This is a genomic window from Synechococcus sp. UW86 (assembly GCF_900474085.1).
In the GTDB taxonomy this organism is placed as follows: domain Bacteria; phylum Cyanobacteriota; class Cyanobacteriia; order PCC-6307; family Cyanobiaceae; genus Parasynechococcus.
On record NZ_UCNU01000011.1, the window covers coordinates 68,856 to 81,383 of the forward strand.

The window sequence follows — 12,528 nt, forward strand, 5'->3', positions numbered from 1 at the left end:
GTGCAAGGACAAACCCAGTCGATCTCCTTTGACGGACGCGAGATTCGACTGACCACCGGGCGCTTCGCCCCTCAGGCGGGAGGATCCGTCTTGGTGGAGTGTGGCGACACCGCCGTGCTTGTGACCGCAACCCGTTCAGGCGGACGAGAAGGCATTGATTTCCTGCCGCTGATCTGCGATTACGAGGAGCGGCTTTATGCAGCTGGCCGCATTCCCGGCAGCTACATGCGTCGTGAGAGCCGCCCCCCCGAACGGGCCACGCTCACGGCCCGACTGATTGACCGCCCGATGCGGCCACTGTTCCCCAGCTGGCTGCGCGACGACCTTCAGGTGGTGGCCACCTGCCTGTCCCTTGATGAGCGGGTCCCCGCCGATGTTCTTGCGGTGACGGGTGCATCGATTGCCACGTTGCTGGCGGGCATCCCCTTCAACGGCCCAATGGCCGCCGTGCGAGTGGGTCTGCTCGGGGATGACTTCGTGCTCAACCCGAGTTATCGGGAGATCGAACGGGGTGATCTGGACCTGGTGGTCGCCGGCACTCCTGACGGCGTGGTGATGGTTGAGGCCGGCGCCAACCAGCTGCCCGAGCAAGACGTGATCGAGGCGATTGATTTCGGCTACGAAGCGATCTGCGAACTGATCAAGGCACAGGAACAGCTGCTGAAGGATCTGGGCATCACCCAGGTGAAGCCGGAGAAGCCAGACGAAGACAGCACCGTTCCTGCCTATCTCGAGAAGCAGTGCACCAAGGCGATCAGCGCTGTCCTCAGCAAATTTGATCAGAGCAAGGACGAGCGGGACACAGCCCTGGAAACCGTGAAGGGCGAGGTGTCCGAGACCATCGCAGGTCTCAAGGACGACCATGCCGTTCGCCAAGCCCTGGCCAGCAGCCCGAAACTGCTCGGCAACAGCTTCAAGGCGCTGACCAAGAAGTTGATGCGCCAGCAGATTCTCAAAGACGGCAAGCGTGTGGATGGACGCGGCCTCGACGAGGTTCGCCAGATCAGCGCCATGGCCGGCGTCCTGCCGCGCCGGGTGCATGGTTCAGGTCTGTTCCAACGCGGACTCACCCAGGTGCTCTCCACCGCAACACTGGGCACCCCCAGCGATGCCCAGGAGATGGACGATCTCCATCCCAACACCGAGAAGCTGTACCTGCACCACTACAACTTCCCGCCCTACTCCGTCGGTGAAACGCGGCCGATGCGCTCCCCCGGTCGTCGTGAGATCGGCCATGGCGCCCTGGCCGAACGCGCCATTCTTCCGGTGCTTCCCGAGAAGGACACCTTCCCCTACGTGGTGCGCGTGGTGAGCGAAGTGCTCAGCTCCAATGGCTCCACCTCGATGGGTTCCGTCTGCGGCAGCACCCTGTCGCTGATGGATGCCGGCGTGCCGCTGAAGGCTCCGGTGAGTGGCGCAGCCATGGGTCTGATCAAAGAGGGCGATGAGGTGCGGATCCTCACCGACATCCAGGGCATCGAGGACTTCCTCGGCGACATGGACTTCAAGGTGGCCGGCAGCGAGAAGGGCATCACCGCCCTGCAGATGGACATGAAGATCACCGGCCTCTCGGTGAAGACGGTGGCTGAAGCCGTCAACCAGGCACGTCCGGCACGGCTCCACATCCTCGAGAAGATGCTCGAGGCGATCGACACCCCTCGGGACAACCTGTCTCCCCATGCCCCACGTCTGCTCAGCTTCCGGATTGATCCAGAGCTGATCGGCACCGTGATTGGCCCCGGTGGACGCACGATCAAGGGCATCACCGAGCGCACCAACACCAAGATCGACATCGAGGACGGCGGCATCGTGACCATCGCTTCCCACGATGGTGCTGCGGCTGAAGAAGCCCAGAAGATCATCGAAGGCCTGACCCGCAAGGTGAACGAGGGTGAGGTGTTCTCCGGTTCGATCACCCGGATCATCCCGATCGGCGCCTTTGTGGAGATCCTTCCGGGCAAGGAAGGCATGATCCACATCTCGCAGCTCTCCGAAGCTCGCGTCGAGAAGGTCGAAGACGTGGTGAAGGTGGGCGACGAGGTGACCGTGCGGGTGCGCGAAATCGACAACCGCGGCCGCATCAACCTCACCCTGCGGGGCGTGCCCCAGGCCGGCGATGCCTCCGAAGTGGAGCCTCAACCCACCCCGGTGGCACCGCTCAGCTGATCAGGTCTCAGACCTGAAAGCCGGGATCGATCTCGGCCATGGCCCGCGTCGCACGCTCTCCGAGCTCGGCGTGGGCTTTTCCATGGCTGGCGATCAAACAGCCGGCCTGTCGCACATCGCCGGTGTTGTAGGCGAGGTCGGCCTGATCGGCATGGGTGAAACGACCACCGGCCGCCAGCAACACCGCCTCCGGAGCAGCCATGTCCCAATCCTTGGGAGCGCTCTTGCCGGAGAGGGAAACGTAGAGGTCGGTTTCGCCTCTCAGGATCGTGGCCACCTTGAAGCCAACGCTGCCCACGGCTTTGGAACCGCCGAGATTGAGGGCATCAATAAGCTTGACCAAACGGTCGTCGCGGTGGCTGCGGCTGGCCACCAGGATCAGATCTGAAACCTCGGTTCTGTCGCTGAAGCGAACAGGCGACCGCTCACCCTGACGGTCTTCACACCAGGCACCCTCACCAACGATGCCGATCCAAAGTTCATCGGCTTCCGGCAGAAGCACAACGCCGATCACCGGCCGCTTGTCGCGCACCAGGGCCAGATGAACGGCGTATTCGCCAGTGCCCTGTAGGAAATCCTTGGTGCCATCCAGGGGATCGAGGATCCACAACCAATCCGCCGGCAGCGGTTGGCCTTCGGTGAGCTGCTCCTTGGCGGTCTCCTCGCTGAGCAGCGTCCAGTCGGCCTGGGGGAACGCGGCCGACAGCCCATCCAGCAACCACTTGTTCACGGCCAGATCAGCCGCAGACACAGGGCCCTCTCCGCCCTCATCGACACTCAACGCCTTGGGGAAACCATGCGGAGGCTGCTCGCCGCGGGCATAGGCCCGCAGGATGTCGGCGGCACCCCAACTCAGGCGACGCAATTCCGTCAGCAGAGCCTCCTTGTCAACGCCAGCGGGGAGGACGGCGGAGCTGGGCATCATGATCAACAGAGGCGCTCGCCATTGTGATGCAGCGGGATGAACCAAGCGGCGGCAGCCTGTATCTGGTGGGCACTCCCATTGGTCATCTGGGGGACCTGTCACCACGCGCCCGTGACTTGCTCCGCAGCGTGGATGTGATCGCCTGTGAAGACACCCGGCACAGCGGACAGCTGCTGAGCAGCCTTGGAGCGGGCGGCCGCAAGCTGTCCTTTCATCAGCACAACACCCGCACCCGCGTGCCCCAACTGCTGGATCTGCTGGCGGAGGGTCAAAGCCTGGCGGTGATCAGTGATGCCGGGCTGCCGGGCATCAGCGACCCCGGTGAAGAGCTGGTGGCCGCAGCACACCAGGCCGGCCATCCCGTGATCTGCATCCCTGGTCCCTGCGCCGCCACCACTGCTCTGGTGAGCAGCGGCCTGCCCAGCGGACGCTTCTGCTTCGAAGGATTTCTGCCGGCCAAAGGCAAGGAACGGCGGGCCCGCATCGAAGCCATCAGCCATGAACCCCGCACAACGGTGCTGTACGAAGCGCCGCACCGCCTGATCACGTTGCTCGAGGAACTCCAGCACCACTGCGGAGGAGACCGTTCTCTGCAGGTGGCACGGGAACTGACCAAACGCCATGAAGAACAGGTGGGGCCAACGGTGGATCGTGCCCTGCTGCACTTTCAGCAGCACCCGCCCCAGGGGGAATGCACGGTTGTGCTGGGAGGAGCACCGTCGCAGAACGTCGAAGAACCCGACGACGACGACCTGCTCAGGCAGCTGCAGGTGTTGCAGGACGAGGGTGCAAGCGCCAGTGACGCTGCCCGGCAACTGGCCCAGACCACAGGGCTGTCCAGACGACGCCTGTATGCCCTCTTGCACCAGGGCAGGTCAAACTGAGCCCATCGACGGTTGTGCTGTGTTGATTCGCCTGCGTCTTCTGCTGATCAGCTTTGGCGGTGGCCTGCTGCTGCTGCTGCTGCTCTGCCTTGGAGCCCAGAACCTTCAGGATCGCCACACGCTCCAACTCGGGGGGCAGCGCTCAGTGCCTCTTCCCACGGGTTTTCTCGTGGGGATTGCGATGGTGATCGGCGTGATCAGCGGCGGAACCGCAACGGCCGTTTTGCTTCCCGATCAACGCGATCGCTTCGATTAAGAGCAATCAGGTAAGAGCAATCAGCGGCGGTGCTCAGGCATCCAGCGCAATCAAGGTTCCGTCCAACACCAGTCGTGTAATGCCCCGGGCCAACAGGTAACTGCTGGTGCGCTGAAACACAGCCGTATCGGGAACCTTGATCACCCGCTGACTCCGCCCGCACTGGCGCTTGGCCGCGCGGGGACTGGCAAACAGGCACAACCCCTGCCGTTCCTGCTCGGCATCGTCGAGGAGGCCCAACTCGGGGAACTCCTTAAGAGGGCGCGCATCCAGCTCGACCACCTTGTCGACCAGCATGTAGGCGCTGTCCGGCAGCAGGTCGACACTGAACGGTTGGGCTTGATTCAGTGGACGATCACTGAGATTTCCCACGCCAAGCAGGGGAACAAGCTCCGTGAACGTTTCAACGCTGCCGTTGTCATCGTCTTCGGCGAGCTCCTCCTCAGAGTCTTCACCGAAGTCATCCGCGTCATCGAGGGCCAGGCTGCTGTCGTCTTCCTTGAGGGAGTCAACCTCTGGTTCTTCCGGCTGAGTGACGGTGGGCGGAGGAGGAGTGGCCAACCTTTTTTGCCTGCTGGCTTTTAGCGCGGCATAAGCATCAGCTGGCAACAGTGCTTTCACCGTGCGACTCACGGTGTTGGGGCTGCAGCCAAAGGCCTCAGCCAAAGCTGATGTTGACTCGCCGGCCTTGTAACGACCGACCAGATCCTGCTTCTCGCTGTCGCTGAGACGACGCGGGGCCATGGATGCCGATCAAGAGCCCATCACCTTAGGTGGCGCAAGGCTTCCAAATCCAGCCCGCCTCGATGCAGCCTGCCAAGATGTGGGCGCTTGCTCCCTTAGCTCAGCTGGATAGAGCAACTGCCTTCTAAGCAGTCGGTCGATGGTTCGAATCCATCAGGGGGCGTCTAAGCCGAAGCCACTCCAACGAAAACATCTTGGAGTGGTTCAAACGGTTTGTGGAGCCCCTCGGAGTGTGAGGGGCACCGATCAGATCAAACGATCAGCTGTAGGCCTTGGCAATCAGGGGGCCAGCTTGCTCATCTGACAGCACTGGGGTGACCTCCCAGTCGAGGCACTCGGCCCACTCCGCGGCGTGCTCGTAACAGGCATCGGCATTGTCTGCCTCCACGAGAATCCAGCCTTCAACGGAGCCCGGTGCATGCCAACGCTTCCAGGACTTGCACTCGGGGAAAGGCGCACCCGTTGCCAGGAACTTCTTGGCAGCGATTTCGTGGTAGCCGGTCTTGAACGACCAGTGCATCAAAAAGGTCATGGAAGGTGTTGAAGCCAACGAACATTCCCACAGGCCAAACAGCTTGTCTGTGAGGGCAAACACGGCGGGATAGAACGCTGCAAGCCCTTCCCTCAATCGTCATCAGCAGTCGTCTTGCATCCAGCGTCATGCGCGGTTACATGGGAGCCATGCAGCCAGATGGCGGAATGCCGGAGCTTCTCAAGCGTCAGATTGACCGCCTGGAAACCGCCATTGACCTCTCGACGGACTGGCTTGAAATTCAATATCTGATGGTTGAGCTCGATCAGCTCAAGGCTTTGTATGAGGAGGAGGAATCAGAGGCTGCATAAGCGGGTTTTGACCTCAGCCTCAGAGCACAACCCATCGAGCTCAGCAACACGTCAGGCCAGCTTGTTCGGCGTTCTTGATCCAACCCTGCCAGCGTGGGGAATCACTGACGTTCCATGGCATGAATAACGAGCAGCAGGCGGAACTGGAACGCCTCGAACGTGTGCTTGCGGTGGCCAAGCGGAACGGGAACGAGCTGTTCATTCAGAACATCGAACGGGAGATCAGCGCCGTTCAGCGGGGTGAACACTCCCCCCTCATCGAGGAATACCTCACAGCGACAGAGCGGGCATCAAGGGGCGTCGACAACCAGCCCGAGGCTTGAAACCAACTGAAAGGCACGCCATCCCAACAATCGATCGTTCAGGCCCTCAAGGCAATGCGCCTTAATGCTGATGACTTTGTGCCCGGAAGGCACAAAACTATGGGCATCGAGATCGGAGGAGCCCATGACGGACGACACTCCACCCCAGCAGACCGAAGAAGCAGACTGACTTTCTGGCCCCTGCTCCAACAGTCTCAACAATGACCTGGGTTGGTCCTTTGGTGGGCACGCAATGGTCCGCCACGCCAATCGACGCTCCACTTGCACCGTTTCAGGTGCCCTCGGAGAAAACGACCCAACACCTCGAGCCCATGGCCCCAGGGCGCCTCGAGCCAGACGCTTCGACCCTTTCTTTCCCTAGCTGAAGTGATGGGTTGAACGATGCACAAACGAGCGAGTTAGGCCGTCTTTCCACCGGGAAGGGCGGCCTTCCTCTTTGGCTGATCACCCATGAAACAGGAGCCACCCGATCTCATCTGGGGCTAAAGTTTAAATAGTTAAGGGAAGAGCCATTCCGGCAAACATCAAGCGTCTGCATCCTCCACATCGGCCCCAGAACCAACACCTTCAGCCACAGGATCCTGACCAGGCCGCCAGCCACTCTCCCAGATTTCACGCGTCTTGAGATTCAACTCATCGCGCGAAAGTCCCCATAGCGTGAGACATTTCTGCAGATCATCACGAATATCTTCAGCGCCAGGAAAATCCGCATATCGCGAAAATAACGCGGCAATCGTTGTCAACTGCTGCGGGCCTGGTTCGCCTTCATGACCCAACACAGCATCGATCTGGTCGCGATCAATGGCGTAAAGCGGATGGGTTTGCTGCGTATCGTCGGTCATCCACCGATCATGCCTGAACAGGGGGCGCAGAGCAGCAGATCAGTCGAGCTCCCAGCACTCAGAACCACGACTGGTGAGCAGGCAGACAACGTGCTTTTCTTCGCTGATCAGGCGATACGTGTGCCCATCAGCATCACTACGGGCACGGGCATGCCAGAAGGCATTGTCTTTGGAAGCGTGTTCGGCACGATTGGACCAACCATCAACTGTTAGCTCTTGAACCGCAAACATGCGCCTGACTCGAACTGAACAAAGGCTCGAGGAGCACGCACGTTCTGTGCAGGATCAACAGAAACTCGTTGGGATCGCTTGATCAGCTGTTGTAATCAGCGCAAAGCCGAGATTTTGTCGACACTGGAACCAACTTCCTCAATAGAAAGACGCTCAGCTGAGGCGTCATTTTGAAGACGAAAGAGAAAGCCATTCACCCAAGCTGTCTCTTTATTGTTGACCTCATGGCCACGGTCAACGAATCCGGGCTGCTGCTGGAACAGATGCAGGAGAATGGTCAAAACGTCCTGCGGCGAAAGATTTTCTGGGTCAATCGATGGCAGTTGATCCCTTACATCCATATACGACATTGACCCGGTGGTCGCAACATCAAAGGCCACTGTCGACTTGCACGCACGATCAGTCCATCCAAACAAAAAGCCCCACCGAAGTGGGGCTTCATCCCTTGAATGAAACAGGGATCAGAGCCAATTGGCACGCATGGCCTCGTAGGTCACTCCTCGGTATTTCAACTGAGTTGGTGCAACCTTCTCTTTCGCCAGCTTGACGGGAGAGAGATGTGCAGAGGTGTAGTCGCCGGATTCAGATCCGCGAGCCACGGCCTTTTTAGAGCTGTTGCGGAGCTGCACGCGCAGCTCACGCTCCTTCAGAAGCTGAAGAGCATTCATGGTGTTCCTCGTAGAAAGCTCAGGCCCCGTTCCATGCCCTGAGTCGAACTGCGCTTCGCTGTATAGCGAAGTGAACGCTTGTAGCGATTGCTACAAAATAAATATAGGGCACCCAAGCCGAGTTGCGCTGTTCATCCCGTTACAGCCAGAGGCAATTAAATCAAGTTCAACCGCAAAAGCTGCGCCAATGCGAGCGAATTGTGGTCGTCTTCGTTGGTCGTTCTCAATTCAAGGTTGAAAAAGAGCGCTGATGGCTCCTGAACAAAAGGGCCTGCATGCCACGTTCCCGGATGAAGCTTGAAGGCTTCACCGGCCTGAAACTTGATCAGAGCGATCGAGGATGCGGGGGGCGGACAGCCGGAATCCGTGGAAGGGGCCATGGCCAGCCACCAGGGCTGGGCATCGGCAGATCCCAAACACTGACTCACGCGATGGTGCCGCGTCATCGACTTGAGCACAGGAGGCCGGCGGCGGATCCGCATCACGTAAAAGCGCGGTTGACCGCCTGCAGCGAAATACAGATCTGCATCCGCTGAACCGAACAATGCAGGATCACTCTGCGGACGCAACAAGGTGCCACAGCGCTCCAGCCAAGGCGAGTCCGATGCAATCGGCGTCAGGCTCTGGGTTTCCTCATGATCCACCCCGTCAGGATATGAAAACCAGCCCATGCACCCGCGCAACAAATGGTGCCTTCGGCCACTGACGGCAGGGTCGGAACTCCCTATCACCTGAAAAAGGTGAACCGATCATGCTGACCACGTCGACACGCTTGAAACTACAAAACATCTGCAGCCGCCTGGCGCAGGGTGAGTTCGTGTCACTCCAGGAACGCGTCTACCTTCAAAAATTTGCCGAACGCGATCGCAGCGTGAGCACGTGGGTGAGCAGAGCGCAACGCTTTCAACGGGAAGGCACACAACAAGGCCTCGACGGCTTGATGGCCGATCTCGACCTGGGGCGACGTCATCCAGACGACCCTGAACATCCAGAAGATGATCTCGGCGACTGGTTCAGCAATGCTTCGCCTTGGCTGCGTCGCGACTGACGCGCCTTAGCTGGGATCGTCGAGGGAGCCGAAATGGTTGACGGCAACAGCCTGCAACGTCTTCAACGATTCCAGAACAGCCAGGCGTTGCTGAGCCTGAGCAAGCATCGGCTTGCCATGGGGGACGCATGATTCGATCAGAGATGCCGCCTCAGAGGCTTCAGCCTTCACCCAGCCCGTGCATCGCTCAAGGCGGGTAGTGAGATCACCATCACGCAATGCGCCCGAGTAGTTCGGCCCCGCGAAAACCTCGAGAAGTGTCGCCAGCGCATCCCTGGCCTGCTCCCGGTTCACCGTCATAGGGCTTGTGGAATACGGGACCAGACTGGCAGCCCGGGCACAAAAAAGCCGCCTCATACGGGCGGCCGGGTGATGGGGATATCCACAGCCTACCCGAACGAGCCAGTGATTGCAGGCCTTTTGAAGAAATGGCGACAACACAGGCTGCCAAGGTTTTCCACCTTCCTGTGGATAAGCTGCTGCCAAACGGTATTTTGTGAAATTCAATCCACCACATCTGGTGGATCAGCTGCACAAACTTGACGAGAAGCACTACACTTATTAAAAGCCGGGTGATGGGGATTACTTGGCTTATTCCTCCGTTTAACGGAGGTTTTTTATGCCTTCTTCCATGACAAGTCAGCTCTGTCTGCAGAGCTCACATGGCCAAGGAGCATGTCCATGCAGAAGAGGCAAGCCACATCTGCACAACTTTGTTCACGGATCTGACTCATCTCAGTGAACTGGAGAAACTGCTTCAGGTCTGATGACCCAGGCCAGTGAAATCAAACCAACAACTTTGTCAGGCAAGAGTGAGATCCACGCCATAGGCTCCGTGCAGCAACACAAGATCTCGACCAGATGCGTGCCCTGAACGGTTTGCTGCTGCTAGCGATTGCTCTGAGCGTGCTCCCGTCTTCAGCAGGCGCTCTTGAGCTGGGTCCTTGTGAACCGGCCGAAGCGGTGAAAATTATCGACACCAGCCTGGGACAAGGAAAAACGCTTCAGCAAGCCATGCAGATGATGATCAAAGCGAAAGTGTTCGACGGATCCAAGGCGTGCATCACCTTCATCCGCGAGACCTCGATGAGCATGCGCGATACCTATCCAAGAGCCTTTAAATCGCTTTGGTTGAACTAGGCATCCTTCGGATCCTGATGATGTCGGTTTGGCGGATAACCGGGCCTTAAGCCAACGGCCTACGAGCAAACCCGACATCATCGAGTCAGGATCTCGACCCATCATGCAAACCCCACGACGGATCAACGATCCCGCCAATAGCCTCGCCGTGGTGGTTGCCGTCGTTCTCAGCGCGCTGCTGTTGTTGGGGCAGGCTCTGTTCATCGTTCCGGCCGGCAAGGTTGCCGTGGTCACCACCTTGGGCAAGGTGAGCGGAGGATCGAGACTCCCGGGCCTCAATCTCAAGGTGCCGTTCATTCAATCGGTGTATCCCTTTGATGTGCGCACCCAGGTCAAACCGGAGGAATTTGCCACCCTCACCAAAGACCTCCAGGTGATCGAAGCCACCGCAACCGTGAAATATGCCGTTCGCCCCAACGAAGCCGGACGGATCTACAGAACGATCGCCGGCAACGATCGCGATATCTACCCTCGCATCATTCAGCCGTCATTGCTGAAAGCCCTGAAATCGGTCTTCTCCCAATACGAGCTGGTCACCATTGCCACCGAATGGAACGACATCTCCGCCCTGGTGGAGCGCACGGTCGCCGAAGAGCTCGACAAATTTGATTACGTGGAAGTCCGCGGTCTCGACCTCACAGGCCTGCAGATCGCCGAGGAATATCGCGCTGCCATTGAACAGAAACAGATCGCAGAGCAGCAACTGCTCCGCGCCCAGACCGAAGTGAAAATCGCTGAGCAGGAAGCCCTGCGCTACGACACCCTCAACCGCAGCCTCGACGATCAGGTGCTTTACAAGCTTTTCCTCGACAAATGGGATGGGCAAACGGAGGTGGTACCGGCCCTTCCGGGCAGCAACGGCAGCACACCTCCAGTAATTGTGGGGCGACGCAGCTGAACCAACGCCAGCCGTGGTTGTTGATCAACAATCGCTTCTCGAAGACAAAGATCGTCTCGAAGAACTGCGCCGCAGTTACGACGGTGAAGCACGGCTGAACGAATCCTTCATCGTTCTGACGGTTGGCGCCAGCCTGATCGCCAGCCTGGGTTTGGTCGCCGACAACAATGCGGTGATCATCGGTGCCATGGTTGTGGCGCCGTGGATCCTGCCGCTGCGGGTGGCGGTGTTCGCGATCCTGATCGGGCAGGCCAGGCTGTTGTCACGATCACTGATCACCCTTGTTGCCGGAGCAGGGATCACCTTGATCCTGTCGATGGGATTGGGCCTCATCGCACGCAGTCAGGGCTTGCTTGTGGTCGAGGCCTTGCCAGAACAAATCGTCGCCCGACTTGAGCCCAACACATTTGATCTGGGAATCGCCCTGGCTGCAGGTGCCATCGCAACCTACGCCAAGGTCAACCCTGGGGCCGTGAGTTCGATGGCCGGCACGGCGATTGCCGTGGCCTTGGTGCCGCCGGTGTGCGTAATGGGATTGATGCTCTCCGGGCCAGACATCAGCAGCGCCCAGGGTCCTGCACTGCTCTATGCCGCCAACTTGCTTGGAATTCTGATTGGCGGGATCACGGTGCTGGCGATTCGTGAGCCGTACTTCCGCGACAAACTCAGGCGCCGCCGCCGCTCACGCTTACCCGTGCTGTTGGCATTGGGTTTGGCCGTGCTGGTGGGTCAAAAACTGTATGGCAGGTATGAGCAATACCGTTACAGGCTCAATCGGGAAGTGGCCCAAAAACAGATTGAATCTGAGATCCGCTACTACCTCAAGAATGAGACGTTGACCTTTGGCGCCAACGACGCCGTGGAACTGGAAAAGGTCGTCTTCGACTGGCCCGACTACTGGGAACAAAATCAAACCCCAAGCTTCCTGGTGGTGGTGCGATCACTCGACCCCAAGCTGCCGAGTTACAAGCAGGTTCAGAACATTCAAGACACGATCAACAGCAGACTTGCAGGCCAATTCCCTGGCCTTGAACTGCAGATGCAGGTGCAACGCATCAACGTGAGCGTGGTGGAAGGCAATGAAGTGGACCTTGAGGTTGACCTCGAGCAAATCTTCAACGACGCGGACACAGGCCTTGTGCCGCCACAGTTGCTTGAAGATGAACCGAAAGATCAAGCAGAAGATTCTGCCGTAGCAGCAATCTGTTTAAAACCAGATTGCTGAAACGCGATTTATTTGCGAGTCAGGATGACAAACAGGGCGTGAATCACAGCGGCTGGCCACATGCCAAACAAGACTGGGAACCCAAGGCCGCCAACGGCAAAGAGATAGATCACCAGGTTGATCCAAAAGGGCTGCGTCAATCCCACCTGAGTGAAGACGCCCAGAGGGGGAATGAACAGGGCAATGATGATCCGAAAGATGTCGCCGCAGGTCATCAGAGGGAAGCACGGGGGTGCCCTTGTCTAGCCATCACCACCTGACGCACAGATAGCTCCTCTCCGTTGATGGTTGATTGGAGCTCAATTCTGAAAGCACAACAAAAAGCCCCCTCGGAG

At 58.9% G+C, this 12,528-nt stretch carries 19 protein-coding genes and 1 tRNA gene; 10 read left to right on the forward strand and 10 right to left on the reverse strand.

Features of this window, described 5'->3' with window-relative positions:
* A complete protein-coding gene (locus DXY04_RS06960) occupies positions 1–2,166 on the forward strand; it encodes a polyribonucleotide nucleotidyltransferase (RefSeq protein WP_115161527.1) in 2,166 nt (721 codons plus the stop codon).
* 7 nt (positions 2,167–2,173) lie between these two features.
* Here the strand turns inward: DXY04_RS06960 and DXY04_RS06965 are convergent, their stop codons facing one another.
* On the reverse strand, positions 2,174–3,091 hold the full coding sequence (locus DXY04_RS06965; RefSeq protein ID WP_115161545.1) for a 3'(2'),5'-bisphosphate nucleotidase CysQ: 918 nt from the start codon (positions 3,089–3,091) through the stop codon (positions 2,174–2,176).
* A gap of 26 nt (positions 3,092–3,117) precedes the next feature.
* On the opposite strand from DXY04_RS06965, the gene rsmI reads away from it, so the two are divergent.
* Positions 3,118–3,975, forward strand: a complete 858-nt coding sequence (gene rsmI / locus DXY04_RS06970; protein ID WP_115161528.1) for a 16S rRNA (cytidine(1402)-2'-O)-methyltransferase — start codon at positions 3,118–3,120, stop codon at positions 3,973–3,975.
* A gap of 19 nt (positions 3,976–3,994) precedes the next feature.
* Positions 3,995–4,231, forward strand: coding sequence for a hypothetical protein (locus DXY04_RS06975; RefSeq protein ID WP_115081645.1), 237 nt, complete (start codon positions 3,995–3,997; stop codon positions 4,229–4,231).
* Positions 4,232–4,264: 33 nt separating this feature from the next.
* Here the strand turns inward: DXY04_RS06975 and DXY04_RS06980 are convergent, their stop codons facing one another.
* Positions 4,265–4,975 carry a helix-turn-helix domain-containing protein gene (locus DXY04_RS06980; protein ID WP_115161529.1) on the reverse strand — a complete coding sequence of 237 codons (711 nt, stop codon included), beginning with the start codon at positions 4,973–4,975 and terminating at the stop codon, positions 4,265–4,267.
* An 89-nt stretch (positions 4,976–5,064) separates the two neighbouring features.
* On the opposite strand from DXY04_RS06980, the gene DXY04_RS06985 reads away from it, so the two are divergent.
* Positions 5,065–5,138, forward strand: a tRNA-Arg gene (locus DXY04_RS06985).
* A 96-nt stretch (positions 5,139–5,234) separates the two neighbouring features.
* Here the strand turns inward: DXY04_RS06985 and DXY04_RS06990 are convergent.
* Positions 5,235–5,507: a DUF3303 domain-containing protein gene (locus tag DXY04_RS06990; protein ID WP_114988194.1), complete on the reverse strand. Its 273-nt coding sequence runs from the start codon at positions 5,505–5,507 to the stop codon at positions 5,235–5,237.
* 128 nt (positions 5,508–5,635) lie between these two features.
* Here DXY04_RS06990 and DXY04_RS06995 point away from each other — a divergent pair, with 128 nt between their 5' ends.
* The gene (locus DXY04_RS06995; protein ID WP_114988193.1) at positions 5,636–5,818 is read left to right on the forward strand and encodes a hypothetical protein; all 183 of its coding nucleotides are present in this window, start codon (positions 5,636–5,638) and stop codon (positions 5,816–5,818) included.
* 119 nt (positions 5,819–5,937) lie between these two features.
* Positions 5,938–6,141 carry a hypothetical protein gene (locus DXY04_RS07000; RefSeq protein WP_115161546.1) on the forward strand — a complete coding sequence of 68 codons (204 nt, stop codon included), beginning with the start codon at positions 5,938–5,940 and terminating at the stop codon, positions 6,139–6,141.
* Positions 6,142–6,665: 524 nt separating this feature from the next.
* On the opposite strand, the gene DXY04_RS07010 is transcribed toward DXY04_RS07000, so the two are convergent.
* The 5 genes from DXY04_RS07010 to DXY04_RS07030 all read right to left on the reverse strand — a co-directional run bounded on the left by DXY04_RS07010 (position 6,666) and on the right by DXY04_RS07030 (position 8,553).
* Complete coding sequence (locus DXY04_RS07010; protein WP_114988192.1) at positions 6,666–6,983, reverse strand: DUF3288 family protein; 318 nt, start codon at positions 6,981–6,983, stop codon at positions 6,666–6,668.
* 39 nt (positions 6,984–7,022) lie between these two features.
* Complete coding sequence (locus DXY04_RS07015; protein ID WP_006850529.1) at positions 7,023–7,214, reverse strand: hypothetical protein; 192 nt, start codon at positions 7,212–7,214, stop codon at positions 7,023–7,025.
* Positions 7,215–7,309: 95 nt separating this feature from the next.
* Positions 7,310–7,594, reverse strand: coding sequence for a hypothetical protein (locus DXY04_RS07020; RefSeq protein ID WP_115161530.1), 285 nt, complete (start codon positions 7,592–7,594; stop codon positions 7,310–7,312).
* Positions 7,595–7,675: 81 nt separating this feature from the next.
* The gene (locus DXY04_RS07025) at positions 7,676–7,882 is read right to left on the reverse strand and encodes a hypothetical protein (RefSeq protein WP_114988190.1); all 207 of its coding nucleotides are present in this window, start codon (positions 7,880–7,882) and stop codon (positions 7,676–7,678) included.
* Between the two features lie 155 nt (positions 7,883–8,037).
* Complete coding sequence (locus tag DXY04_RS07030; protein WP_115161531.1) at positions 8,038–8,553, reverse strand: hypothetical protein; 516 nt, start codon at positions 8,551–8,553, stop codon at positions 8,038–8,040.
* Between the two features lie 80 nt (positions 8,554–8,633).
* On the opposite strand from DXY04_RS07030, the gene DXY04_RS07035 reads away from it, so the two are divergent.
* Positions 8,634–8,930 carry a hypothetical protein gene (locus DXY04_RS07035; protein ID WP_115010336.1) on the forward strand — a complete coding sequence of 99 codons (297 nt, stop codon included), beginning with the start codon at positions 8,634–8,636 and terminating at the stop codon, positions 8,928–8,930.
* Between the two features lie 6 nt (positions 8,931–8,936).
* Here DXY04_RS07035 and DXY04_RS07040 read toward each other — a convergent pair whose 3' ends face one another.
* Positions 8,937–9,230 carry a hypothetical protein gene (locus tag DXY04_RS07040; RefSeq protein ID WP_115161532.1) on the reverse strand — a complete coding sequence of 98 codons (294 nt, stop codon included), beginning with the start codon at positions 9,228–9,230 and terminating at the stop codon, positions 8,937–8,939.
* Between the two features lie 579 nt (positions 9,231–9,809).
* On the opposite strand from DXY04_RS07040, the gene DXY04_RS07045 reads away from it, so the two are divergent.
* From DXY04_RS07045 to DXY04_RS07055, 3 genes are all read left to right on the forward strand, one after another.
* Positions 9,810–10,070: a hypothetical protein gene (locus DXY04_RS07045; RefSeq protein WP_244278613.1), complete on the forward strand. Its 261-nt coding sequence runs from the start codon at positions 9,810–9,812 to the stop codon at positions 10,068–10,070.
* 103 nt (positions 10,071–10,173) lie between these two features.
* The gene (locus DXY04_RS07050) at positions 10,174–10,968 is read left to right on the forward strand and encodes a prohibitin family protein (protein ID WP_115161534.1); all 795 of its coding nucleotides are present in this window, start codon (positions 10,174–10,176) and stop codon (positions 10,966–10,968) included.
* Positions 10,969–10,981: 13 nt separating this feature from the next.
* Positions 10,982–12,193 (forward strand): DUF389 domain-containing protein, encoded by a 1,212-nt coding sequence (locus DXY04_RS07055; RefSeq protein WP_244278614.1) that lies wholly within the window; start codon positions 10,982–10,984, stop codon positions 12,191–12,193.
* Positions 12,194–12,201: 8 nt separating this feature from the next.
* Here DXY04_RS07055 and DXY04_RS07060 read toward each other — a convergent pair whose 3' ends face one another.
* Positions 12,202–12,408 (reverse strand): YqaE/Pmp3 family membrane protein, encoded by a 207-nt coding sequence (locus DXY04_RS07060; protein ID WP_115081635.1) that lies wholly within the window; start codon positions 12,406–12,408, stop codon positions 12,202–12,204.
* Between the last annotated feature and the right edge of the window lie 120 nt (positions 12,409–12,528).

What these genes read in the sequence shown, in the direction of transcription:
- DXY04_RS06965 (WP_115161545.1), bottom strand. Translation starts at nt 3,091, where the DNA reads ATGATGCCCAGCTCCGCCGTCCTCCCCGCTGGCGTTGACAAGGAGGCT.
- rsmI (WP_115161528.1), top strand. Translation starts at nt 3,118, where the DNA reads ATGCAGCGGGATGAACCAAGCGGCGGCAGCCTGTATCTGGTGGGCACT.
- DXY04_RS06980 (WP_115161529.1), bottom strand. Translation starts at nt 4,975, where the DNA reads ATGGCCCCGCGTCGTCTCAGCGACAGCGAGAAGCAGGATCTGGTCGGT.
- DXY04_RS06990 (WP_114988194.1), bottom strand. Translation starts at nt 5,507, where the DNA reads ATGACCTTTTTGATGCACTGGTCGTTCAAGACCGGCTACCACGAAATC.
- DXY04_RS06995 (WP_114988193.1), top strand. Translation starts at nt 5,636, where the DNA reads ATGCGCGGTTACATGGGAGCCATGCAGCCAGATGGCGGAATGCCGGAG.
- DXY04_RS07000 (WP_115161546.1), top strand. Translation starts at nt 5,938, where the DNA reads ATGAATAACGAGCAGCAGGCGGAACTGGAACGCCTCGAACGTGTGCTT.
- DXY04_RS07010 (WP_114988192.1), bottom strand. Translation starts at nt 6,983, where the DNA reads ATGACCGACGATACGCAGCAAACCCATCCGCTTTACGCCATTGATCGC.
- DXY04_RS07015 (WP_006850529.1), bottom strand. Translation starts at nt 7,214, where the DNA reads ATGTTTGCGGTTCAAGAGCTAACAGTTGATGGTTGGTCCAATCGTGCC.
- DXY04_RS07025 (WP_114988190.1), bottom strand. Translation starts at nt 7,882, where the DNA reads ATGAATGCTCTTCAGCTTCTGAAGGAGCGTGAGCTGCGCGTGCAGCTC.
- DXY04_RS07030 (WP_115161531.1), bottom strand. Translation starts at nt 8,553, where the DNA reads ATGGGCTGGTTTTCATATCCTGACGGGGTGGATCATGAGGAAACCCAG.
- DXY04_RS07035 (WP_115010336.1), top strand. Translation starts at nt 8,634, where the DNA reads ATGCTGACCACGTCGACACGCTTGAAACTACAAAACATCTGCAGCCGC.
- DXY04_RS07040 (WP_115161532.1), bottom strand. Translation starts at nt 9,230, where the DNA reads ATGACGGTGAACCGGGAGCAGGCCAGGGATGCGCTGGCGACACTTCTC.
- DXY04_RS07050 (WP_115161534.1), top strand. Translation starts at nt 10,174, where the DNA reads ATGCAAACCCCACGACGGATCAACGATCCCGCCAATAGCCTCGCCGTG.
- DXY04_RS07060 (WP_115081635.1), bottom strand. Translation starts at nt 12,408, where the DNA reads ATGACCTGCGGCGACATCTTTCGGATCATCATTGCCCTGTTCATTCCC.